At 72.2% G+C, this 21,224-nt stretch carries 20 protein-coding genes, 1 tRNA gene and 1 other RNA gene; 7 read left to right on the top strand and 15 right to left on the bottom strand.

All coding sequences use genetic code 11. The features are described from left to right. Positions 1–47 precede the first annotated feature (47 nt). Positions 48–459, bottom strand: an RNA gene (gene rnpB / locus ACLQ2S_RS16010) — RNase P RNA component class A. Positions 460–683: 224 nt separating this feature from the next. On the opposite strand from rnpB, the gene ACLQ2S_RS16005 reads away from it, so the two are divergent. Together ACLQ2S_RS16005 and ACLQ2S_RS16000 are read left to right on the top strand one after the other, a co-directional pair. Next, a complete protein-coding gene (locus tag ACLQ2S_RS16005) occupies positions 684–1,232 on the top strand; it encodes a DUF664 domain-containing protein (RefSeq protein WP_155220603.1) in 549 nt (182 codons plus the stop codon). A gap of 10 nt (positions 1,233–1,242) precedes the next feature. Beyond that, on the top strand, positions 1,243–2,004 hold the full coding sequence (locus tag ACLQ2S_RS16000) for a sulfite exporter TauE/SafE family protein (protein WP_155220442.1): 762 nt from the start codon (positions 1,243–1,245) through the stop codon (positions 2,002–2,004). A 9-nt stretch (positions 2,005–2,013) separates the two neighbouring features. On the opposite strand, the gene ACLQ2S_RS15995 is transcribed toward ACLQ2S_RS16000, so the two are convergent. The 5 genes from ACLQ2S_RS15995 to ACLQ2S_RS15975 all read right to left on the bottom strand — a co-directional run bounded on the left by ACLQ2S_RS15995 (position 2,014) and on the right by ACLQ2S_RS15975 (position 6,883). Continuing rightward, the gene (locus tag ACLQ2S_RS15995; protein WP_309223585.1) at positions 2,014–3,222 is read right to left on the bottom strand and encodes a bifunctional RNase H/acid phosphatase; all 1,209 of its coding nucleotides are present in this window, start codon (positions 3,220–3,222) and stop codon (positions 2,014–2,016) included. Positions 3,223–3,225: 3 nt separating this feature from the next. Next, positions 3,226–3,963 carry a zinc ribbon domain-containing protein gene (locus ACLQ2S_RS15990; RefSeq protein WP_309223586.1) on the bottom strand — a complete coding sequence of 246 codons (738 nt, stop codon included), beginning with the start codon at positions 3,961–3,963 and terminating at the stop codon, positions 3,226–3,228. After that, positions 3,953–4,855 (bottom strand): Nif3-like dinuclear metal center hexameric protein, encoded by a 903-nt coding sequence (locus ACLQ2S_RS15985; protein ID WP_425701949.1) that lies wholly within the window; start codon positions 4,853–4,855, stop codon positions 3,953–3,955. The genes ACLQ2S_RS15990 and ACLQ2S_RS15985 overlap by 11 nt, the downstream gene beginning before the upstream one ends. 212 nt (positions 4,856–5,067) lie before the next feature. Continuing rightward, a complete protein-coding gene (locus ACLQ2S_RS15980; RefSeq protein WP_155220446.1) occupies positions 5,068–5,640 on the bottom strand; it encodes a flavoprotein in 573 nt (190 codons plus the stop codon). A 13-nt stretch (positions 5,641–5,653) separates the two neighbouring features. Next, the gene (locus ACLQ2S_RS15975) at positions 5,654–6,883 is read right to left on the bottom strand and encodes a helix-turn-helix domain-containing protein (RefSeq protein ID WP_425701948.1); all 1,230 of its coding nucleotides are present in this window, start codon (positions 6,881–6,883) and stop codon (positions 5,654–5,656) included. Positions 6,884–7,135: 252 nt separating this feature from the next. Here ACLQ2S_RS15975 and ACLQ2S_RS15970 point away from each other — a divergent pair, with 252 nt between their 5' ends. Beyond that, complete coding sequence (locus ACLQ2S_RS15970) at positions 7,136–7,807, top strand: bifunctional DNA primase/polymerase (protein ID WP_155220451.1); 672 nt, start codon at positions 7,136–7,138, stop codon at positions 7,805–7,807. 371 nt (positions 7,808–8,178) lie between these two features. Here the strand turns inward: ACLQ2S_RS15970 and ACLQ2S_RS15965 are convergent, their stop codons facing one another. From ACLQ2S_RS15965 to ACLQ2S_RS15955, 3 genes are read right to left on the bottom strand one after another with little or no spacing between them, the layout of a single operon-like run. Next, a complete protein-coding gene (locus tag ACLQ2S_RS15965; protein ID WP_155220607.1) occupies positions 8,179–8,901 on the bottom strand; it encodes an FAD:protein FMN transferase in 723 nt (240 codons plus the stop codon). Positions 8,902–8,948: 47 nt separating this feature from the next. Continuing rightward, entirely contained in the window at positions 8,949–9,512 is a 564-nt protein-coding gene (locus ACLQ2S_RS15960; protein WP_155220453.1) for an FMN-binding protein, read from the bottom strand. A 13-nt stretch (positions 9,513–9,525) separates the two neighbouring features. After that, on the bottom strand, positions 9,526–10,851 hold the full coding sequence (locus ACLQ2S_RS15955) for a ferredoxin reductase family protein (RefSeq protein WP_425701947.1): 1,326 nt from the start codon (positions 10,849–10,851) through the stop codon (positions 9,526–9,528). Between the two features lie 591 nt (positions 10,852–11,442). On the opposite strand from ACLQ2S_RS15955, the gene ACLQ2S_RS15950 reads away from it, so the two are divergent. Beyond that, positions 11,443–11,700: a DUF3040 domain-containing protein gene (locus tag ACLQ2S_RS15950; RefSeq protein WP_155220455.1), complete on the top strand. Its 258-nt coding sequence runs from the start codon at positions 11,443–11,445 to the stop codon at positions 11,698–11,700. A gap of 2 nt (positions 11,701–11,702) precedes the next feature. Here ACLQ2S_RS15950 and ACLQ2S_RS15945 read toward each other — a convergent pair whose 3' ends face one another. Both ACLQ2S_RS15945 and ACLQ2S_RS15940 read right to left on the bottom strand, forming a co-directional pair. Next, on the bottom strand, positions 11,703–12,800 hold the full coding sequence (locus ACLQ2S_RS15945; RefSeq protein ID WP_425701946.1) for an SWIM zinc finger family protein: 1,098 nt from the start codon (positions 12,798–12,800) through the stop codon (positions 11,703–11,705). Beyond that, positions 12,797–16,072 carry an SNF2-related protein gene (locus ACLQ2S_RS15940; RefSeq protein WP_425701945.1) on the bottom strand — a complete coding sequence of 1,092 codons (3,276 nt, stop codon included), beginning with the start codon at positions 16,070–16,072 and terminating at the stop codon, positions 12,797–12,799. The genes ACLQ2S_RS15945 and ACLQ2S_RS15940 overlap by 4 nt, the downstream gene beginning before the upstream one ends. Before the next feature lie 82 nt (positions 16,073–16,154). On the opposite strand from ACLQ2S_RS15940, the gene ACLQ2S_RS15935 reads away from it, so the two are divergent. Both ACLQ2S_RS15935 and ACLQ2S_RS15930 read left to right on the top strand, forming a co-directional pair. Then, positions 16,155–17,024, top strand: a complete 870-nt coding sequence (locus ACLQ2S_RS15935; RefSeq protein WP_155220457.1) for a carbohydrate kinase family protein — start codon at positions 16,155–16,157, stop codon at positions 17,022–17,024. Between the two features lie 55 nt (positions 17,025–17,079). Beyond that, complete coding sequence (locus ACLQ2S_RS15930; protein ID WP_425701944.1) at positions 17,080–17,286, top strand: hypothetical protein; 207 nt, start codon at positions 17,080–17,082, stop codon at positions 17,284–17,286. A gap of 19 nt (positions 17,287–17,305) precedes the next feature. Here ACLQ2S_RS15930 and ACLQ2S_RS15925 read toward each other — a convergent pair whose 3' ends face one another. Beyond that, the gene (locus ACLQ2S_RS15925) at positions 17,306–18,451 is read right to left on the bottom strand and encodes a polysaccharide pyruvyl transferase family protein (protein ID WP_425701943.1); all 1,146 of its coding nucleotides are present in this window, start codon (positions 18,449–18,451) and stop codon (positions 17,306–17,308) included. Positions 18,452–18,558: 107 nt separating this feature from the next. Between ACLQ2S_RS15925 and ACLQ2S_RS15920 the strand changes: the two genes are divergently transcribed. Next, complete coding sequence (locus ACLQ2S_RS15920; RefSeq protein WP_425701942.1) at positions 18,559–19,527, top strand: aminoglycoside phosphotransferase family protein; 969 nt, start codon at positions 18,559–18,561, stop codon at positions 19,525–19,527. A 112-nt stretch (positions 19,528–19,639) separates the two neighbouring features. On the opposite strand, the gene ACLQ2S_RS15915 is transcribed toward ACLQ2S_RS15920, so the two are convergent. The 3 genes from ACLQ2S_RS15915 to ACLQ2S_RS15905 all read right to left on the bottom strand — a co-directional run bounded on the left by ACLQ2S_RS15915 (position 19,640) and on the right by ACLQ2S_RS15905 (position 21,213). Then, positions 19,640–20,437, bottom strand: a complete 798-nt coding sequence (locus ACLQ2S_RS15915; RefSeq protein WP_309223591.1) for an alpha/beta fold hydrolase — start codon at positions 20,435–20,437, stop codon at positions 19,640–19,642. A 153-nt stretch (positions 20,438–20,590) separates the two neighbouring features. After that, positions 20,591–20,662: transfer RNA gene (locus ACLQ2S_RS15910), tRNA-Val, on the bottom strand. Between the two features lie 86 nt (positions 20,663–20,748). Then, entirely contained in the window at positions 20,749–21,213 is a 465-nt protein-coding gene (locus tag ACLQ2S_RS15905; protein ID WP_425701941.1) for a peroxiredoxin, read from the bottom strand. Positions 21,214–21,224: the final 11 nt, after the last annotated feature.

Raw genomic sequence — 21,224 nt, 5'->3', positions numbered from 1 at the left:
TAAGCGCCAGCTCAGAGCCTTGATCACGGCTCTGAGCTGGTGGGCGACGGACGAGTCGACCTGTACGCCGGATTCTGTGCGCGGCGTGCACCTCAGGTGCGCGCCGGCGGCGGCCATCCATCTCGGCCTGCCGTTGCCGACAGGCTCCTGCGGCCTACCCGCAGACATCGGGCGGGCAACCCTCAAGCGTCTGCGCGAGTTGTCATCTAGCGGTGACAACTCTTTCTTGGCCTTGCTCCGGGTGGGGTTTACCGAGCCATCCCGGTCACCCGGGATGCTGGTGGGCTCTTACCCCACCGTTTCACCCTTACCGTCCCCGATGGGGTCGGCGGTCTGTTTTCTGTGGCACTGTCCCGCGGGTCACCCCGGGTTGCCGTTAGCAACCACCCTGCCCTGTGGAGTCCGGACGTTCCTCGGCGACGGGCCGCAGCCCGCCGACGCGACCGCCCGGTCGACTCGTCCGTCGCGTACCCATCCTAACGACACCGCATCGCCGCCTATGCCGCTGCACGGACCAGGACGGCGGCTCGCCGGTAGAAGGAGGCAGCAATAACCCTGAAGTTGCTGCCTCCGGCGGACCGCGACACCGCAACAACCCTGAAGTTGCTGCCTCAGCCGGGCCGAGGGGCCGAGACGGGGGCCGCCGCACAGGGAGACGGGGTGCGGATACTGGCGGGGTGACGATGCCGCCGTTTCCTGAGCCGACAGCGTCCGCCGACGGGCGGGCTGAGGTGTTTCTGCGCTACCTCGATTATTTTCGGGAGAGCATTCTGGCGAAGGTGGCCGGGTTGGCCGAGTCGGATCAGCAGGGTAGCCGGCTGCCGTCCGGGTGGTCTCCGCTGGAGTTGCTCAAGCACCTGCGTCACGTGGAGCTTCGCTGGATCGAGTGGGGGTTTCAGGGGCGTACCGTCGCGGATCCGTGGGGCGACTGGCGTGACGGCCGGTGGTACGTCGCGCCGGAGGAGAGTCTCGCGGAGTTGACCACGGCGCTGCGCGCTCAGGGCGCGCACACCCGGGCGGTTGTCGAGGGCACCGACCTGGCCACGGTCGGTGCGCCGGGGCCACGGTGGGACGGTGCCGATCCGGCGTCGTTGGAGCGGGTGTTGTTCCACCTGGTGCAGGAGTATGCCCGGCACCTCGGGCACCTCGACATCGTGGCTGAACTGGCTGGTGGACCGGTCGGGAATAGGTCGGCCAGGGGGCGGGCAACGGGCCGCGCTCCGGACGGCTAGCCTGCGGATCATGGATTTCGCCGATGCGGCGTTACTGCTCGCCGCCGGCCTCGCCGCGGGTACGGTCAACGCGGTGGCCGGTGGTGGTTCGCTGATCACGTTTCCGGCGTTGCTCGCGATCGGGTTGCCTCCGGTGCCGGCGAACGTCACCAACTCGTTGTCGGTCGCTCCCGGGTATCTGGCCGCCGTGGCGGGCAGTCGGGTGGATCTGCCCCGCTCGCGGCTGCTGGCCGCGCTGGTGCCCACCACGATGGTCGGCGCGTTGGCCGGTGCCGGGCTGCTGCTGGTCACTCCCGCTCGGGCGTTCGAGTTGGTCGTACCGTTCCTGGTGTTGGGGGCGACGGCGCTGCTGGCGTTCCAGGATCCGCTGCGCCGCCTGGTCGGCCACCCACGTGATCTGACGCCGCGCCGCCGGGCCGTGACGGTGCAGGTGGTGGTGGCGCTGGCGGCCGTGTACGGCGGCTATTTCGGTGCCGCTGTCGGGGTGATGCTGGTCGCGGGTCTGGCGCTGGTGCTGGACGCGACGCTGGCCCGGGTGAGTGCGATCAAGAACCTGCTCTCCGCCGTGATCGGTCTGACCACGGTGGTCGTCTTCACCCTCGCCGGCCCGGTGAACTGGGCCGGTGTCGCGGTGGTCGCCCCGGCCACGCTGGTCGGCGGGTATGTCGGTGCCCGCGTGGTCCGCCGGCTCCCCTCGGCGGTGCTGAAGGCGATCATCGTCAGCTTCGGCACCGTCATCGGTTTCTACCTGCTCTGGCGCGCCCTCACCTGACCGTGCCGGTCAGAGTGCGGCGAGGTGGGCGGTCTCGTTGACCGAACGCACGGCGACGCCGCCGTCGGGCCAGCGGTCCAGCACCGAGACGCCCGCCGCGTCGAGGTAGAGGCGGTGCAGGAAGGCGTCGGGGGCGGCGAGCGCGTCGCGCAGCATCAGCTTGATCGGCGAGACGTGCGAGACCACCACGACGGTCTGACCGGGGTACGCGTCGAGCAGTCGCCGGACCACCCGGGCGCACCGTTCGGCGACCGCCTGGAAGGACTCGCCGTCCGGTGGGGCGATCCGGGTGGAGGCGAGCCAGGCGTCGAGTTCACCTGCCCAGTTTTCGCGTACCTCGGCGAAGGTGCGTCCCTCCCAGACGCCGAAGTCGCATTCGATGAGTTCGTCGTCGCGGCGTACCGGCACACCGCCGATGGCGGCGGCGATCGCCTCGGCGGTCGCCGTGCAGCGGGTCAGCGGTGAGCTGACCACGGCCGCGGTGTCCGGGGCGAGCGCGGCCACCCGCGCGGCGGTGGCTCGCACCTGGGCCTGGCCCTTGTCGCTGAGGGGGATGTCACCGCGACCGGAGTAGCGGCCCTGCTCGGTGTATTCGGTCTCGCCGTGCCGGACCAGGATGAGCCGGGTGGCGGTGAAGCTGGGTCGCGGTTCCCAGGAGACCGGCGCGCTGGTCAGGTCCGCGCCGGGTGACTCGGCCCGGGCGGCGATCTCGGCGGCACCGCCGCCAGCCGGTTGTGGGCCGCCGAGGTGGCGGGGCGGCTCGACCATGCGGGGCGGTTCGACGGTGGGCGTGGTGACGCTCGACGCGGCTGCGGCGTCCATGGCGGCGTTGGCGAGGGCGTCGGCGTGGGTGTTGCGGTCGCGGGGGATCCAGTTGAAGCGTACGGCGGCGAACCTGCCGACCAGTTGGGCGGCCTCGGCGGCGAGTGGGCGCAGTCCGGGGTGCTTGATCTGCCATCGGCCGCTCATCTGCTCGACGACCAGTTTGGAGTCCATCCGGACCTCGACCTCGTCGGCGCCGAGTTCGGCGGCGGCGGCCAGACCGGCGATCAGTCCCCGGTACTCGGCGACGTTGTTGGTGGCGGTGCCGATCGCCTCGCTCCGCTCGGCCAGCACCTCGCCGGTTGACGGGTCGCGGAGCACCGCGCCGTACCCGGCTGGCCCGGGGTTGCCCCGGGAGCCACCGTCGGCCTCGACGAGGACCGTACGCGTCGCCACCGGCTACAGCCCGGACTCGTTGGTGCGGACCATGATCCGGCGACATTCCTCGCAGCGGACGACGTCGTCGGGGTCGGCTTTGCGGATCCGGGCCAGGTCGGCGCCGGAGAGTTCCAACCGGCATCCACCGCAGCGGCCAGCGGTCAGCAGTGCCGCGCCGAGCCCGGTGTCGGTGCGGATCCGCTCGTAGAGCTGCACCAGGTCGCCGGGCAGGTCGTTGACGAGGGGTTGCCGGGCGGAGCGTTTGAACTCCTCCTCGCGGGCGATCTCGGCGAGGCTGTCGTCGCGCCGCTGCTCGGTGGTGGCGCGCCGTTCCCGCACCTCGGTGAGGCGCTGTTCCACCCCGTCCAGCACCGACTGGGCGGTTTCCCGCTGTTCCATCAGCTCCAGTTCGGCGTCCTCGAGGTCGCTCTGCCGCCGGTTGAGGGAGGCCAGTTCGTGTTGTAGCGCTTCCAGTTCGCGGGCCGGGCCGCTGCCGGCGGCCAGCCGGTCCTCGTTCCTGGTCTTGCGGGCGCGGACCTGCTCGACGTCCTTCTCCAGCCGGGCGATGTCCCGGTCCAGGTCGTCGACCGCCACCTGGGCGCGGACCCGCTCGTCTTCCAGGGCGGACAGTTCCCGGGCGAGGGCCTCCAACTCGGCCAGCTCGGGCAGCGTCCGACGCCGGTGGGCGAGCTGGGCGAGGGCGGTGTCGATCGCCTGGAGATCGAGCAGGCGGCGCTGGACCTGGGGGTCAGCCTTCACGGTCGGGCTCCTTGTCGTCCGCTGCGGGTTCGACCGGCGCGGGTTCGTCGGGTTGCGGTGCGGCGGCGTGCACGGTCCACGGATCGGTGTCCAGGTCGGACACCAGGGTCTCGACGCCGGGCGCGGCTGACAACAGTGCCGCGAGGTCGTCCAGCCACGGCCGTTCGGTGGCCCAGTGGGTGGCGTCGAGCAGCGCCGGTCCCCCGTTGGCGAGGTGTTCGCCGGCCGGATGGTGGCGCAGGTCCGCGGTGAGGTAGGCGTCCACCCCGGCCGCGGTCGCGTCGGCCAGGAATCCGTCTCCGGCGCCACCGCAGACTGCCAGGGTACGCACCATCCGGTCCGGGTCGCCTGCGGCGCGTACTCCGGCGGCGGTGGCCGGTAGCACGGCGGCGGCGCGGCGGGTCAGCTCGGCGAGGGTGAGTGGCTGCGGCAGTCGGCCGATCCGGCCGGCACCGCGTCCCTGCCCGGCGGCGGGGGTGCCGGGGCGGGCCGGTTGCAGCGGGCGTAGGTCGAGCAGGCCGAATCGGGCGGCGAGGGCGTCGGACACCCCTGGCACGGCCACGTCGGCGTTGGTGTGCGCGACGTACAGGGCGACATCGGCCTTGATCAGTTGGTGGACGATGCGGCCCTTGTAGGTCGTCGGCGCGACCGACGACACGCCGCGCAGCAGCAGCGGGTGATGGGCGATGATCATGTCGACGCCCGCGTCGAGCGCCTCCGCGACCGTCTCGGGCACCACGTCCACCACGCAGAGGATCCGGCGTACGGGGGCGGACGGCTCACCGAGCACCAGGCCCACCCGGTCCCACTCCTCGGCCCAGGCCGGTGGGTAGTGCCGCGCCACCTCGGCCACCACGTCGGCGACGGTCGGCACGGCTGCGGTTGTGCTCACGGCCGGTGAGCTTACCGGCGTCAGCGGGTGTACCGGACGTCACCCGGTCAGCCGGTGCCCTCGGTTCGGCGCGTACGCACCGGGGTCGACACGGCGGACCCGGCCACGGGCGGGTGCCCGTGGCCGGGTCGTGGGTTATTCGGTGGGTCGGGAACTGCGTTATCGGGCGGGGCCAGGGCCGGACCGGTGGTCGTCGGCGCTGGGACCGCCGCTCAGCCGGTCCGGCAGAGGCGGTCACGCACCGCGGTCAGGGGCAGCGCCCACGGGAAGGCGTGCTGGTGCCGCTCCCCGGTTCCCGGGGGGTGCAGCGGGTAGACGTCGTCACCGAAGAGCACCCCCACTCCCCATTCGGAGAGCCGGGTGAGGCTCGCCCGGAAGGCGGGGTGGGCGGCCATCGCCGCGTTGGTGTACGGCACGGCCACCAGTGGTATTCCTCGGCCCTGCGCCTCCACCAGCAACCCCAGGGCGAGGGTGTCGGCGATACCGGCCACCCACTTGTTGACGGTGTTGACCGTGGCCGGGCACACGATCATGGCATCGGCGGTGGGCAGCACATCGGGGTCGCCGGGGTTCTTGTAGTGCGTGCGTACCGGGTGACCGGTCTGGCGGGCCAGTGCGGTGCGGTCGACGAACTTGGCGCCGTCGGGCGTGGTGATCACGCAGACGTCCCAGCCGTCCTGTTGGGCCAGCTCGACGAGCCGGCCCACGTCTCGGGCCAGTGGCGAACCACAGGCGATGATGTAGAGCACCTCGTGGTGCCCGTCGTGGCGATGCGAACCGGTCATGCCGGCTCCGAGGTCATACTCCTACTCCCATGTGCTCAGCCAACTCCGCGATCGGAGAAGGCGGCGCACCACGTGTGCGACGTAGGACGTCCGACATCACCTCGTGGGCGATCGGACGGCAGCGGATCTCCGACGGCGCCAGACGATCACCGCGCAGCAGCATCTCGCCGGCGTTGGCCACGTCACCGATCTGCGCGTAGCCCCGGGCCAGGTCGAGCAGGTGGTGCGCCCGGCGTTCGGGCAGCATCGCGTCGAACGGCGCGGTTTCGATCTTCTGGTGGTGCACCTCGACGGCCCGCCCGCCGTCGCCCAGTTCGACGGCGGCCGCCGCCCGGTGCAACGACACATTGGTCGGTCCGAACGACGTCCAGTAGTGGTTCTGGTCGCCGCCGAGTGCGCCAGCCGCCGCCTCGGCCTCGTCCAGCAGATCGTGCACGGTGGCGGTGTCACCGATGCGGGAGGCGGCCATCGCGCCCTGGAGCAGCAGCATCCCGTAGACGGAGAGGCGCTCGGGACGGCTGTCGTTGACGCTGCCCGGGGCGAGCTGGTTGGCGATCCGCACGTTCAGCTCCATCGCCGGCCGGGGCCGCCCCATCGCCACCAGGGCGTTGCAGACCCGGGTGGTGGCGACACCGGCGAGCAACTGGTCGTCGGCGCGTTGCGCGACGGCGATGGACCGGTCGGCGGCGAGCCAGGCGAGTTCGCACTCGCCCAGTTTGCGCAGCACCGAGGAGGCCAGCTGGTAGACCTGCCCGAGCAGGTGGGCGGCGCGCTGGGCCTGGTCGCCGCCGTACGCGGCATCGGCCGCCTGGGCGTCGCGCAGCAGCTTCGGCAGCGCCCGGATGAGCATCCCGTAGCGGCCGTACTGGTAGGTCAGCCAGGCGTGGGTGACCGCCTTGCTCATGTCGGACAGCGGTGGTGGACTCGGTGCGGCGTCGAAGTACGCGCTGATCGAGTCGTAGCGCTCCAGGGCGGCGCGGATCTCCTCGACCTCGAACTGGTCGATGCAGTTGAGCGCGTCGGTACGCCGCTCCGGATCCTTGCCGAGCAGCAGCTGCACATCCATCTGGAGGATGTCGGCGATCTCGTAGAGCACGGAGAACTTGTCCAGTCGCCGTACGCCCCGCTCGATCTTGTCGACCCAGCTCTTCGACTTGCCCAACCGGTCGGCGAAGACCTGCTGCGACATCTTCCGTCGGCCGCGCCAGTAGGCCACTCGCCGTCCAATGGGCAGTTCGTCCATCTCCCCAGTCCTCCCCTTGCTGGAGCCCTGGCCAGGGGGCCGGGGGCCGTAGCGTCGGCGCGGCGGTCCGTCTGTACTTCAGGTTTCCGCTGGTCGCACAGGCAGTGCGTCAGCTGTCTGGCCGAACCTCGTACTTTTCGTGCAAGTTGCAATCGGCCACTTTGTCAAAGCAAACGATGACGGGCTACGGCAGTGACGGGTCTCGACGTACGAGCTGACGCCGGTCGGGCGCGGCGGGAGGAGCTGGCACCAATGTGGGGGAATGTGGCACCGCACGTGGCGCGTCTGTCGCCGTTGGAACGGGTACGCCTGCGCCGGGTCGCGGTGCGCTACGCCCTGCACGGCTGGGCGGTGACCCCGGGCGCCTGCCTGGCCCGCAGCCGCTTCGTCTGCGGCCGGGCCGGCTGTCCGACGGTCGGCTGTCATCCCGCCCTGGAGGACTGGGAGCACGCCGCCAGCGTCGACCCGGCCCGGGTGGCCACCTGGTGGCGGTCCCGGCCGCACGGCGTACTGCTGCCCACCGGCCGTTCCTTCGACGTGCTGGAGATTCCCGCCCACCTGGGCCGGATGGTCCTGGACGCGGTGCGCGCCCACCCGGTCGGTCCGGGGGTACGCGGACCGGTGCTGGTCACCCCGACCGGGCGGTGGATGTTCCTGGTCCGCCCCGGTGACCCGTTGCGACCCGAGCTGGAGCACTGCTTCGACGTGGTCCTGCACGGTCGCGGATCGTGGATCCCGGCCCCACCGACCCGGCTGCCCGAGGGACAGGTCCGCTGGGCGGTCGCACCGGAGCAGGCCCGGTGGCAACTGCCGGACGCCTATCTCGTGCAGAACACGGTGGTCGAGGCGCTGCGGGCGACCGGGGTGACACTGACGTCGGCATTGGTCCCCGGCCATCTGCCGCTGCCCCGGCGAGGCCGCTGACCGACGCCCGACCGCTCCGCTGTCCCGGGGCGCTGACCAGCGAGTAGCCGGTCCGCCGCCCCGGGTGCCCGACCGGTGGGTGCGGCAGGGCGCGAGACCCGGGAGCACCGGTGCTCGTTGGACCCTTCGACGGCGCGTCCGCGCCGGGAGCGGGGATGGCCATGTCCACCGACGACACCAGACACCACCCGGGCGGAGCAGAGCCGCCGCGACGCCACCGACTCGGTCACCGCTGGGCGGCCACCCGTCCTCCGGGCTCCCGACCCGGCCGTCCCCGGCCGACCGGATCCCGCCCGGCGAACACCTACCGGCTGCCTCGCTGGCCCTGAACCACCCCGACACGGGACTACCCACCGGATCGGACGCCATCGTCAGTCGGCCAACGGCAGGTCGGCGGAGTGCAGGCACCGCCCGTCGTCGGTGACCACCGCGTGCCGGTGCGCGGGCAGCCGGTCCAACCAGCCGATGCCGGCCACCCCCATCGCCACCGCCGCAGTCGCGTACGCGTCGGCCAGCCCGAGGTCATGCCCGACCACGGTCACCGACCGCAGTCCCCGCGCCGGGGCTCCACGACGCGGATCCCGCACGTGTGGGCCGCGCTCGTAGACGCCCGACGTGGCGATCGCCAGGTCTGTCCCGGTGAGCACCAGGCAGACCGCCGACGGGTTCCAGGGGTGCCGCACACCGACCCGCCACGGCGACCCGGTGGACGAACGGCCCCGTACCCGCACGTCACCACCGGCGTTCAGGCAGTGGTTGGCGACACCCGCGGCCCGCAACCGATCCGAGGCCACCTGGACCGCCCAGCCCTTGACGTACCCGGACGGGTCCAGCCCACCGGTAGCGTACGCGTCGAAGAAGCCGTCGGTGTCGCCCCACAGGTCGGCGCAGCGTTCCAGCACCCGGCGCAGGTCGGCCGACGCCTCGGAGAGCAGCAGCTCGCCCCGGTCGAAGCGGCACACCTCGCTGTCCGGCAGGTAGGTGCTGAACCGCGCGTCGACCTCCCGCAGCCAGGCGAACACCTCGTCGGCCAACGCGGACAACGTCGACGGGGGGCGGTCCTCGGCGATGTCGAGGCTGACCGCCGTACCCATCACCTGCTCGACACGACGCAGTCCGGGCCGGGTCAACGTGTCCACACTCACCGTGCCTGGTCGATGGCGGCCTGCAAGGACCGCCGGTAGGCGTCACTGGTCGCGGTCGCGCCGGAAACGGTGTCCAGGTCGGCGCTCTGCCGTTCCACCACCATCCCCACCGTCCCGCTGTACCGGCTGTCGACCTGGTCGCTGCGCTGGTCGGACTGTGCCGTCCGGCGTGGCAGTCGCAGCGCCGCCGCGTTGACGATCCGGTCACCGACCAGGTTGATCCGCACCTGCACGTCGCCGAACTCGTTCGTCACCACCGGCCCGAGGATCGTGCTGGTGGGTTGCGGGTCGGCCGCGCCGCTGCGGGCGGCGGCCGGGGACTTCGAGGCGGCACCCGCGCCGGACCGGCTCGCCCCGGTGGCGCTGCGCGTCGGCTTCGGTGAGCGGGCCTTCGACGGCGTCGCCTCCGGGCTGGTCGTCGGTGCCGGCTCGTCGGCTGCGGAAGGCGCCGCGATGGGCACCGCCTGGTCGAGGTGACCGGTCCCCGGTGCCGCCTTCAACACCACCAACGCGGTGGTGCCGGCGGCCAGGCCGGTGATCGCGAAGAACGCGCGACGCATGCGGTGTGCCCTCTCAGAGTGCGAAGGTGGCGAGGTGGATCTGGCGGCGACGCACACCGGCCTGGCGGAGCACCTGTCGGTACTGCTCGACCAGGCCCGGTGGCCCGCACAGGTAGACGTCGCGCCGGGCCACGTCGGGCACCAGCTGACGCAGTCCGTCGGGGGTCGTCACCTGCCGGGGGCCGGGGTCGTCGCGGGAGCCGAAGACGTACCAGACCCGCAGGCCGCGATTGCGCGACAGCCAGTCCAGTTCCTCCTGCAACAGCACGTCGGCGGGGGTACGGGCCCGGTAGATCAGGGCGGCACCCGGAGGTAGTTCCTCCAGCATCGCCCGCAGCGGGGTGATGCCGCTGCCCGCAGCGATCAGCAGTGCCCGCTCCCGGGTGCGGTGGGCCGCCGTGCAGGTGCCCGACGGGCCGATCGCCCAGACCCGTACGCCGGGGTCGAGGTTGCGCAGATCCTGGGTGTGCCGACCGACCACCTTGACGGTCAGCCGCAGCCAGCGGTCGTTGGCGGCGGCGGAGACGGAGAACGGGTGCGACTGCCACCAGCAACCCCGGGTCAGGAAACGCCAGCGGAAGAACTGCCCACCCAACAGGTCCAGCCGGTCGAGGCGTTCCCCGGTCAGGTAGAGCGAGACGACGTCGGGGCCCTCGACGACCACGTCGCTGACCCGCAGCCGGTGCCGCAGGTTGAACCACAGGGGCACGACCACCCGACCCCACAACCACGCGGCGACCACCAACACGTACAGGGCGATCCAGCCGGTGCGTACCGGGCCGGGTCGGAACAGCTGGCTGCCGTTGCTGAACTGGTGGGCGTAGCCGAGCAGCAGGACGGCGTACGCGGCCAGGTGGATGGCGTGCCACAGCTCGTACGGCAGCACCCGCCGCACCGCGCGTACGCTGACCAGCCCCACCAGGACCAACAGACCGGCAGCGACGAACGCGGAAACCATGTCCTGGTACTCGCGCAGCATCACCCCGGCCTGGCCGAACGGCGACCGACCCTCCAACCCGGCGTAGCCGACCAGGATCAGGGCCACGTGGGCGAGCACCGCGACCAGCAGGGTGGCGGCGACGTCGCGGTGCCAGCGGGCGATCCGCTCCCCTCCGGCCCAGCGTTCCAACACCGGCAGGCGGCTCATCATCAGCACCTGGACCAGCAGCAGGTAGCCGGCGACCAGACCGGTGATCTGCCCGGCGGCGGTGGTCATCGCGGTGGCACCGGTCAACGAGCCGGTCGGGGTGTCCCGCCACCACGGCAGGACGCTCGCGACGAGGCCGCCCAGGAACAGCACCACCAGCAGCCGGCGCCCGAAGGCACCGCGCCTCGGCACGGCCGGTGGTGGGGCCGGTGGCTGCCGCGACCACGGTCCGGAGCGGCGGTCCGACCGAGGGCTGGCGTACGGGCGAGGGCGGGTCGTCACGTCCCGCCGCCGCACTCGTCGAGCTGATCGGCCATGCACCGTTTTCCGATTCCTGTCGGGCGTCGCCCCAGGACGTGACCGTTGCTCCGGGCGACGACTGATGCCTGAAGAGGGTTTGCCCCGGGAAGGTAATCACCGATCGGCATACCGACAAGGCGGGTCGAGCGCCCCAACCGACGTGCTTAAGGCACGCACATCAAGGCGCGCGACTACCGGGTGGATCGGGCACGCACGTCACAAGCAGGGCGTTCGTCGCTCAGGTGTGCTCACCGGCGACATTCGCACCCCGGCGGCACCGCCACGCCGGTTCGCCGCGTCCGGCGAAGATTTAAGGTTCGGATAAGCAGTCGCTCAGCTGTCGACGACCGCTCTCCTCCGCCGCCGGTCCGCAAAGTAGGAAGAGGCCGCCGATCCGGCAAAGTAGGAAGAGCAAGAGCGCGTGAGCCCTCTCCGCAGCGGGTATTCCGTCGCACCGTTGCTGAACGCGTGAGGGGAAGGCACATGCTCAGCAAAGAGGATCAACGCAGATTCGAACAGATCACCCGCAACCTGCGGGAGAGCGACCCAGCGTTCTTCGCCCGGCTCGACAACCGGGCCCGGGGCCGTCGTGGCCGCTGGCTGCTGCTGTTGACCGTCGTACTCTGGGCGGCGCTGCCGGCGACCACCGTGCTCGCCGGCCGGATCGCCGGGGCGATCTTCGCGGTGGTGCTGGTGACCAACGCGGCGCTGATGTGGCGGTTCCGCCAACGTTGGCTATGACGTCAGGGTCGCGTTCCGTCCAGGGCCGAGTGACCTCGTGGCGAGTCGGAAGCCACTCGATCCGGGATCGAACGTGACCCTGACGCCGTCTCGGCTTCGTCGCCGAGCTGGCGGTAGGCGTGGCGCAAACGTTCGACGAGTCCCGGGCCGCCGATGGCCGGCGCGGGCGCGCCGAGTTGTCGCAACAACAGGTCCGGCCGGGCGGTCAGGCTCGGCGGGCGGTCCGGCAGTGGCACGGGCGGCAGCCAGAACCGGTCCATTGTCTCGGCCAGTGGCGTCACGGGCAGGTCAGCCAACGCCCGGGCGGCACCGGCGGCGGGCAGGTCCACCTCGCGGTCACCGGGTGAGCCGTCGGCGGCGTCCCGCCCGGTGTCGGCGGTGGCCCGGACGCGGCTACCTCGACCGGTTCGTTCCGGCAGCGCCGCCCCGTCCCGCGCCGCCGGGACGTCGACCCCGGCGGTCGGCTCGCCGTCCGGGGGTGTCGTCGCCGGGTCGGCCCCGGCGCGCAGCTGTCGCAGTCGGGCGAGCAGTTCCGTCCGGCTGCGACCACGCCAGTGCAGCAGTGTGAACGGGTCCGCGTCGAACGCCTCGGCGAGCAGATAGAAGGTCGCCGCGAGGTGTTTGCACGGCACCGCGACATCCGGGCACGAGCACCGCTGGTCCAGGTCGGTGACCGCCGCCGGGAACAGCGGCGCCTCGGCCGCGACGAACAGCTCCTCCAACTCGGCCGGCAGGTCACCGGCGAGCAGCCGGGCGCTGAAGAACGCCTGGGCGGCCAGCTGCTCCTCGATCCGTGCCCACAGCCCGGGCGGGAAGGGTGGCAGGGTGACGCTGACCTGGTACGGCTTCGGCCGGGATCCCTGCACCACCGCGGTCACCACACCCGCGGCGACGTCGAGGCGGAGCACCTGACCGGCACGGGCGTACGACCGGCCCCGGGTCAGCCGGGTGCCGAGCGCGAAGGACTCCAGCACCTCCAGGAACCGACGCGACCACCAGGACACCCCGATCGCGCCCCGGGTGCTGCGGGCCCGCAGACCGCCGTCGACCCGACGCGGTGGACCGTAGTCGGCGAACCTGCCGCCACTGTCGACGCTCACTCGACCACCGCTCCCGCCTCCAGGGCGAACAACTCGCGCAGCTGCGCGGTGGACAGCTCGGTGACCCACTGTTCGCCGGTGCCCACCACGGAGGCGGCCAGGCCACGCTTGTCGGCGATCAGCGCGGCGACCTTCTCCTCGACCGTGCCGGCGCAGACGAACTTGCGGACCTGCACCCGGCGGCGCTGTCCGATCCGGAACGCCCGGTCGGTGGCCTGGTCCTCCACCGCCGGGTTCCACCACCGGTCGACGTGCACCACGTGGTTGGCGGCGGTCAGCGTCAGCCCGGTGCCGCCGGCCTTGAGCGAGAGGACGAACAGCGCCGGTCCGCCGTCGGACTGGAAGCGGGCCACCATCGCGTCACGGTCGGCCTTGCCGACCCCGCCGTGCAGGAACAGCACCTCCCGGCCGAACCGGGCCGACAGGTGCCCACGCAGCATCCCGCCGAACTCCGCGTACTGGGTGAACAGCAGCGCCTTCTCGCCCGCCGCGAGGACCTCGTCGAGGATCTCCTCCAGCCGGGCCAGTTTGCCCGAGCGGCCCGCCAACGGCGAACCGTCCCGCAGCAGCTGCGCGGGATGGTTACAGACCTGCTTGAGCCGGGTCATGGTGGCCAGCACCAGCCCCCGCCGCTCGATGCCGTCGCTGGACTCGATCCGGGTCATCATGTCGTCGACCACCGCCCGGTAGAGCGCCGCCTGCTCGGCGGTGAGGTTGCAGACGACCTCCATCTCCAGTTTCTCCGGCAGGTCCGAGATGATCGACGAGTCGGTCTTGAGCCGGCGCAGCACGAACGGGCCGGTGATCCGGCGAAGCCGTTCGGCGGTCTCGGTGTCCCCGTGCCGCTCGATCGGTTCGGCGAACCGCTTGCGGAACGTCGCCGCCGGACCGAGCAGCCCCGGGTTGGCGAACTGCATGATGGACCACAGGTCCGCCAGCCGGTTCTCCACCGGCGTACCGGTGACCGCGATGCGGTGTCGCGCCGGCAGTGCCCGTACCGCCGCAGCCTGCCGGGTGGCGGCGTTCTTGATGGCCTGCGCCTCGTCCACCACCACCCGGTGCCAGTCGACGCCGGCCAGGTCCGCCGCGTCCCGGGCGGCCACCGAATACGTGGTGAGGACCAGGTCCGCGGCGTGCACGGCGGCGGTGAACTCGTCGCCCCGGGCCCGCTGCGCGCCATGGTGCACGTGTACGCGTTTGTCCGGCGTGAACCGGGCCGCCTCCCGCTGCCAGTTGCCGACCAGCGACATCGGACAGATCAGCAGGGTCGGACCGGCCTGCGGCGGGTCGGCGGCCAGCAGGGCCAGCAGTTGCACCGTCTTGCCCAGCCCCATGTCGTCGGCGAGGATCCCGCCGAGCCCCAGCGACTGGAGGAACGCCAGCCAGGCCAGTCCCCGCCGCTGGTACGGCCGCAGCGTGCCGTGGAAGGAGGACGGCTCGTCCAGCGGGGCGAGCCGCCGCTCGACGGCACCGGCGAGCAGGTCGCCGAGCGCGCCGTCGGCGCTCACCTCGACCACCGGCAACGCGTCCGGTTGGTCGGCGTCGGACAGGCCGAGGCGCAGCAAATCGGCCACGGTCAACTCGCCGGTGGAACGCAGCAGGCGCAGACCGGCGGCGAGCCGTTTCGGGTCCAGTTCGACCCAGCGCCCCCGCAGCCGCACCAGCGGGGTCTTCAGCTCGGCCAGCCGGGTCAACTCCTCCTCGGTCAACGGTTCGTCGCCGAGGGCCAGTTCCCAGCGGTAGTCGACCAGGGCATCCAGCCCCACCCGGTCAGCCGGGCCGGTGACCGCGCCGGGTGCGCTGCGGGAACGTGCCCGCAGCCGGGCGCCGAGCCGTGACGCGGGCCGCTGCCACCACGACGGCAACAGCACCGTGAAACCCGCCGCGTGCAACGTGGGCGCGCCCTCCCGCAGGAACCGGTGCGCGCCCTCGGTGTCCAGTTCCAGCCCCTCCGGTCGGGCGGTACGCAGCGCCGCGTCCAACTCCGGCCAGAGTCGGCTGGCCCGGCCGAGTTCGGCCAGCAGGATCTCCTGCGGATGGTCACCGGCGGCGATGGTGGCGTCGCCGCGCCACACCTGTCCGGCGTCGACGTGCAGGCCCGGCTCGTCGTCGGCGCGCAGCCCGAACTCGACCCGCCACCGGTCGGCGGTGGCCACCACCGTGTCCCGGTCGGCCGGTACCACCGTCACCGGTTCCGACAGCTCCTCGGCCGACGGCTCGACCAGCCGGAAGCTGGCCCGCACGGTGCCCCCGGCGGCGTCGCGCTGCCACTGGTCCAGCTCGGCGCGGAGCGTACGCAGCGCCGCCGGTTCGGCGGTGAACCCGCGAGATGGGCCGGTCAACGCGCCCAGCCAGGCCGACACGGCACCGTTCGGCCGTGCACCCCGGGCCAGCGTCATCGGCGGCAGCGCGGCGCGTACCGCCGCATCGGTCAGCGCGTCGAGGGCGTCGGCGACCAGCAGCCCGGGCACCTCGGCCGACCCGTCGGACAGGCCCGACGCCCGGGTCGTGGACCGGCGGCCGGGACCGTCCGCAGGCTCACCGGTCGACGCCGTCCGACGGCTACGGGTGCCCGGTCGGCGCCCGGCTGGCATCGTCGGCAGTTCCACCTCGACGACCGCGCGGGCGGCTGGGGGCAGGGCGAGCGCCAGCGACCGGGCCCAGGCGGCGTCTGTGCCGGTCAGCAGGGGTCGCCACACCGCCCAGGCCGACGACGCCTCGGTCGGGTCGGCTCGCCGGGTGGCACGACCACCACGGCGCTGGCCGGACGCAGTCCGCGTGGTGGCGGGAACCGGCTCGGTCGGCGGGTCGGCGAGGCTGGGCAGTACCCGGCCACGGGCGGCCAGGTCGGTGGCGAAGTCGGCCAGTTCGGCCAGGTGTCGCAGGCTCGCGCCGGGTGTGGCGGCCAGCTTCTCAACGGTACGCAGCACGGCCAGCGCGGCGTCCGGGGCGTACGCCAGCACCGGCACCTGCCATCCGGCGAGGGTGACCGGGCCACGGACCGGTGCCACGACGGCGGTGCGGACCAGCTCCGGCGAGTCCAACGGCGAACCGGCCCGGGTGGGCAGGCGCAGCAGCGCGGTGCCGAGGTCGTCCGGTTCGGCGGCGTCGGCCAACAGCGCGACCAGCGTGGCGTGTCCGGCGGCGAACGGGTGTGGGCGGGCCCGTGGTGCCCGGCCAGGACGGCGCGGAGCGTGGGGTGGCAGGGTGCTGTCCTCGGCCCAGACCGCAAGCCCCCGGCCGGGCAGCCACATCCCCTGGACGACCTGCACGCACTCCCCCTCGGACCGGACGGGCCCGCGCTACCCGACGGTGACCCAGGATAGGCGGCGCCGACCGGCTAGCGTCGGTGCCATGTGCGACCTCCTGGTGATCGGTGGCCTCGGCGTCGATGTGCGGGTGCGGGTGCCCCGGCTGCCGCTGCCGGTGGTCGACTCGGTCACCGTCGACCCGATCGAGTTGCGGGTCGGCAACACCGGAGCCGGTGTGGTGCTCGCCGCGCACGCGCTCGGGCTGCGGGTGGCGGTGGTCGACTCGGTGGGCGTGGACCCGGCCGGTGCCGTCGTGCGGGCCGCGCTGGCCCGTACCGGCGTGCCGGCGGTCCTGGCCGACGACCCGGCGGGCACCCGACGGTCGGTGAACCTGGTCGACCCCGACGGACGGCGGATGTCGCTGTACGACCCTCGGCCCTCGGCCGGTCCGCCACCGTTCGCGGCGGCCCGGATCGCGGAACTGGTCCGGGACGCCACCCACGTCCATCTGTCGATCATGGGGTGGGTGCGGGAGCTGCTGCCCGCCCTCGGTGACGTGCTCGGCGAGGGGGTGGGTACCTCGACCGATCTGCACGACTGGGACGGGCGCAACGCGTACCACCGCCCCTTCGCCGACATCGCCGAGTTGGTGCTGGTCAGCGGCGCGGCGCTCGGCGATCGGGCGACGGTTGTGGCCGACACCCTGGCACCGCGCCCGGTGCTGGTGACCCGGGGCGCGGACGGTGCCGACCTGCATCTGGGCGGCGGCGTGCAGCGGATTCCGGCGGCCGTGCCGCCCGGCCCGGTGATCGACACCAACGGCGCCGGGGACGCCTTCGCGGCGGGGATCATCGCGGCCCGGTCACGCGGCGCGACCTGGGCGGAGGCGGCCGGGTACGGGACCCGGGTCGCCGCTGCGGCCTGCACCCACGACGGCATGGAGTACCCGCCGGGGCTACTCCCCCGCGACTGACGGAATCATCACGCTTCGCCCTGCGGGTGACCGGCGGCCGGGGCAGGATGGGCGCATGGCATCCACGGTTGAGATCCCGCTGGTGGGCGGCACCGCCGACGGTGAGCGCGTCACCGTCGAGTTGGACCCGAACGGCCGACCCCCGCTCACCCATCACCACCTGGGCCCGGAAGGGCTGGCGGCAGCGGAGATCTACGAGTTGGAGTCCGTCGAAACCGACCCGCAGCAATGGCGCTACTGCTGGCGGGGCCCGGCGGTCTGAACCCGGCCCCCGCCACCGCTCAGGCACCGACCTCCACCAGGGATTTGTTCCGCAGGCTCTCCAGCACCGCCCGGGTCACCTGGGAGGTGCCCCGGGCCTCGTCGCACACCCGGGCCACCCGCTCGGCGGTGACCTCGGCCCGCTGCTCGCGTTCATCCCACAACTGGTCCACCTCGGCCAGCAGCGGACCCTCCACCTCGCGCTCCACGCCCCGCAACGCGGGCACCCCGAGCCGCTGCGCGAGGTCGAAGACCTTACCGGCGTACGGCAGGGGCAGGAACGGCGTACCCATCATCGCGGCGAAGATCAGGAAGTGCAGGCGCATCCCGACCGCCAGGTCGAAGTGACGCATCAAACCGAGGATCTGCTGCGGTGAGTAGGTGCCGTGCAGGATCCGCCCCCGATCGGCGGCGATCATGTGTGACAGCACCCCGTGCGAGTGCCGGATGTCGTCACGCTCCATCGGGACGAACAGCACGTGCGCGTCGATCCGGTGCACCAGGAAGTCACCGATCTGCGCCAACAGCCGGTGATATCCGTCCACGTCGAGCCGCTCCGCCGCCCGGCCCGGTTCCCGCACGCTCATCCCCACCAGCCGTTTTCCGGACGGCACGCCCTCCTCACGGAGGAACTCGGCGGGAAAGTCCTCGGGTTCCAGCAGGAACGCCGGATCACCGGTGACGGTGATCGGGTTGAGCAGGCCCGCCTCCTCCAGCACCATCCGCGACTCCTGGTCGCGTACGGTCACCTGGACCGCGCCGGCCAACGTCTCCCGGACCATGCCGGTGTCCACCATCTCGTTGAGCGGCCCGACACCGACCGCGTACGTCAGCAGTGGCAGCCCCCGCTCCTGCGCCACCCGTACGACCCGCAGGTAGCGGCGTGCCTCCTTGTCGTAGAGGATGCCGCCGCCGCCCAGAATGAGCAGGTCGAGCTGGGACAGGACGAGGGCGGAGTCGGTTCGGCTGACTCCCTCCCACGGCACCGCCTCCACGTCCGGGTGCGCGACCGCGGTGTGCGCGGGGTTCCGCGAGAACACGATGATCCGGGCGTGCGGCTCCTGCTGTCGCAGATCGGCCAGCAGTCCGGTGAGGATCGCCTCGTCGCCCAGGTTTCGCCCGCCGTACGAGCCGAGCACGCCGATGGTCAGTCCGGAACGCGTCATCCGTCGCTCCTCCCCAGGTGCGTCTGCTCGATCGTTTCCCCGCTGCGGTGGTGAACAGTCCTCGCAGGTCACCCGGTACCCACGGGCGGGCGGTAAACAGCTTGCCGGTGAGATCACCGGCGGGCAGCGTGTACGCCATGGGGGCGCGTACGAGGAATCGCCTGCGGTGGCACCAGTTGCCCGCAGATGTCCGATCCGCCGTGGAGTCGATCATCGGCGACCGGGTCGTCGAAGCGGTGTCGCAGCCGGGTGGCTACTCGCCCGGCACCGCCGACCGGGTACGCACCGCAGGCGGCCGGCGCGTCTTCGTCAAGGCGGCCAGCCCCGACCAGAACCCGGACACCCCGACCCTGCACCGGGCCGAGGCGCGGATCACCGCCGCGCTGCCCGCGTACGCCCCGACGCCCCGCCTGCTCGGCTGTCACGACGACGGCCACTGGGTGGCGTTGGTGCTCACCGACGTCGACGGGCGACACCCGGTCGCTCCGTGGCGCGCCGACGAACTCGATGCCGTGTTCGACGCGCTGGAACGGATGTCGGCGGCGCTCACGCCCAGCCCGGTGGCAGAGGTCCCGCCCATCGCCGAGCGGCTGGCCGGTGAGTTCACCGGCTGGCAACGGGTCGCCGACGACCCGCCGTCGACGCTGACCTCCTGGGTCCGGGCCCACCTCGACGAACTCTGCGCCTGGTCGGAGCGGGGCCTGGCATCGCTGACCGGTGACTCCCTCTGCCACGTCGACGTCCGCGCGGACAACCTGCTCATCGACCAGGCCGGCCGGGTCACCGTGATCGACTGGCCGTGGGCGGCCCGTGGCCCGGCCTGGCTGGACACCGCGATGCTGATGGTCGACGTACGCATGAACGGCGGGCACGACACCGAGGCGCTGCTGCGCCGGCTACCGCTCACCGCCGCAGCCGACCCCGATGCGGTGACCGGCCTCTACGTCGGCCTGGCCGGTTTCTTCACCGACCGGGCGCGCCTGCCCCCGCCGCCCGGCATCCCGACCCTCCGGGCGTTCCAGCAGGCCCAAGCCGACGCCCTGCTCACCTGGCTCCCCCAACGCCTAACCCCCTAGACCCCCGGGGGCCGAGGCCCGGAGGCAGCAATATCCCCGAAGTTGCTGCCTCCGCCGGACCGTGACACCGCAACAACCCTGAAGTTGCTGCCTCCTCGTGACCGCCGTCGGGTCAGGTGGGCGGGGTTGCGGGGTGGGTGAGGAAGGGGAGGACCGCGGCGGGGAGGGCGGGCGAGTCGACGATGTCGTAGTGGGTGAGACCGGGCAGGACGGCCAACCGGGCAGCCGGGCGATCGGTGCCGTCCCAGCCGGCGTCCCGGTGACCGCCGCCGAGCAGACCGAAGAACTCCACCATGTGGGTCGGGCGGATCGAATCGGCGTCGGCGAAGACCAGCATCGTCGGCGTGGTGATCGCGGCGACCTCCGGTGACCAGTCGTAGTCGCGGCGTAGCAGCTCACCGGTCCTGACCCAGAGCAGTGGCCAGTCCTGCGGGCGGGGAGCCACTCGCCGGTACAACTGCTCGGGAGGGGTGCCACGCATCCGCTCGGCGGCGGCCTCGTCGGGCTCGGGCATCCCGGCGAGCACCTCGGGAAACCAACCCTGCCGTCGGAACGGGGCGGAGACCACCACCAGCCGACGGAGCAACTGCCGGTGCTGAATCGCCAACCGCAGGGCGACGCCACCGCCGAGGGAGAAACCGAGCACCTCGACCTCGGCCAGTTCGAGGTGACCGATCAGCGCCGCCACGTCGTCGGCCATCGACTCGTACCGCAGGGGGCGACCGGCATCGGCGGTACGTCCGTGACCGGGCAGGTCGACGCTGACCACCATGCGACGCCGCGCCAACGCGGGTCGGATCGCGGCGAAGGTCTCCACCGCACCGAACCCGCCGTGCAGCAACACCAACGGTCGCCCGGAACCCTGCGTCTCGTACCAGAACCGAACGCCGTTGACCTCGGCGAAAGCCACCCGCACCTCCCATCAAGCCGCCGGTGGGCAGGGGCCCGTCTCGGCCGGTGCCGGTGGGTGTCTCGCCGAACTGGTAGGCGAGTGCTGCAGGTGCGGCCAACCGTCACCGGCCGATGGGTCACCTGCGGTGTTTTCGCAGGTGAGAGGGGTTTGTGGGCGCGGCAGGTTTCGAACCTGCGACCCCTCGCTTGTAAGGCGAGTGCTCTCCCACTGAGCTACGCGCCCGGAACGCCGTACGGCGGGCCGGCGGTTGGCAGCTTACCCTGCCACCCGCCGGCCCGGACGGACGCCTCGCACCAGGTGGGACGAGGTCAGGCCACGGCCTCCGCCAGTGCCTTGCGCCAGCTCTGCTGGTCGCGGGCCTCACCGGGCGGCTTCATCTCGGCGAAGCGGACCACGCCCGCCCGGTCGATGACGAAGGTGCCCCGGTTGGCGATGCCGGCATCCTCGTTGAAGACGCCGTACGCCTGCGCGACAGCGCCGTGCGGCCAGAAGTCGGACAGCAGCGGGAACTGGTAGTCCTCCCGTTCGGCCCAGACCTTGTGGGCGAAGACCGAGTCGACACTGACGGTCAGTAGTTGGACCTCGTCGTTGACGTACTCGTCGAGGTTGTCCCGCGCCTCGGTGAGTTCGCCCTGGCACGTGCCGGTGAACGCCAGCGGGTAGAAGACCAGCAGGACGGTACGCCGACCCCGGAAGTCGGAGAGTCGTACCTGCTGGTTGTTCTGGTCCTTCAACACGAAGTCAGGTGCCTCGGCGCCAACCTCGATGGGCATGCGAACTCCTC

This window comes from Micromonospora sp. DT48 (assembly GCF_049844495.1).
In the GTDB taxonomy this organism is placed as follows: Bacteria; Actinomycetota; Actinomycetes; order Mycobacteriales; family Micromonosporaceae; genus Micromonospora.
The sequence above is the reverse complement of the archived record's forward strand: the minus strand, read 5'-3'. Positions and strand labels throughout refer to the sequence as shown.

Excerpts from the sequence above, each read along its gene's own strand:
- ACLQ2S_RS16005 (WP_155220603.1), top strand. The coding sequence starts at position 684 with ATGCCGCCGTTTCCTGAGCCGACAGCGTCCGCCGACGGGCGGGCTGAG.
- ACLQ2S_RS16000 (WP_155220442.1), top strand. The coding sequence starts at position 1,243 with ATGGATTTCGCCGATGCGGCGTTACTGCTCGCCGCCGGCCTCGCCGCG.
- ACLQ2S_RS15980 (WP_155220446.1), bottom strand. The coding sequence starts at position 5,640 with ATGACCGGTTCGCATCGCCACGACGGGCACCACGAGGTGCTCTACATC.
- ACLQ2S_RS15975 (WP_425701948.1), bottom strand. The coding sequence starts at position 6,883 with ATGGACGAACTGCCCATTGGACGGCGAGTGGCCTACTGGCGCGGCCGA.
- ACLQ2S_RS15970 (WP_155220451.1), top strand. The coding sequence starts at position 7,136 with ATGTGGGGGAATGTGGCACCGCACGTGGCGCGTCTGTCGCCGTTGGAA.
- ACLQ2S_RS15965 (WP_155220607.1), bottom strand. The coding sequence starts at position 8,901 with ATGGGTACGGCGGTCAGCCTCGACATCGCCGAGGACCGCCCCCCGTCG.
- ACLQ2S_RS15960 (WP_155220453.1), bottom strand. The coding sequence starts at position 9,512 with ATGCGTCGCGCGTTCTTCGCGATCACCGGCCTGGCCGCCGGCACCACC.
- ACLQ2S_RS15950 (WP_155220455.1), top strand. The coding sequence starts at position 11,443 with ATGCTCAGCAAAGAGGATCAACGCAGATTCGAACAGATCACCCGCAAC.
- ACLQ2S_RS15935 (WP_155220457.1), top strand. The coding sequence starts at position 16,155 with ATGTGCGACCTCCTGGTGATCGGTGGCCTCGGCGTCGATGTGCGGGTG.
- ACLQ2S_RS15930 (WP_425701944.1), top strand. The coding sequence starts at position 17,080 with ATGGCATCCACGGTTGAGATCCCGCTGGTGGGCGGCACCGCCGACGGT.
- ACLQ2S_RS15925 (WP_425701943.1), bottom strand. The coding sequence starts at position 18,451 with ATGACGCGTTCCGGACTGACCATCGGCGTGCTCGGCTCGTACGGCGGG.
- ACLQ2S_RS15905 (WP_425701941.1), bottom strand. The coding sequence starts at position 21,213 with ATGCCCATCGAGGTTGGCGCCGAGGCACCTGACTTCGTGTTGAAGGAC.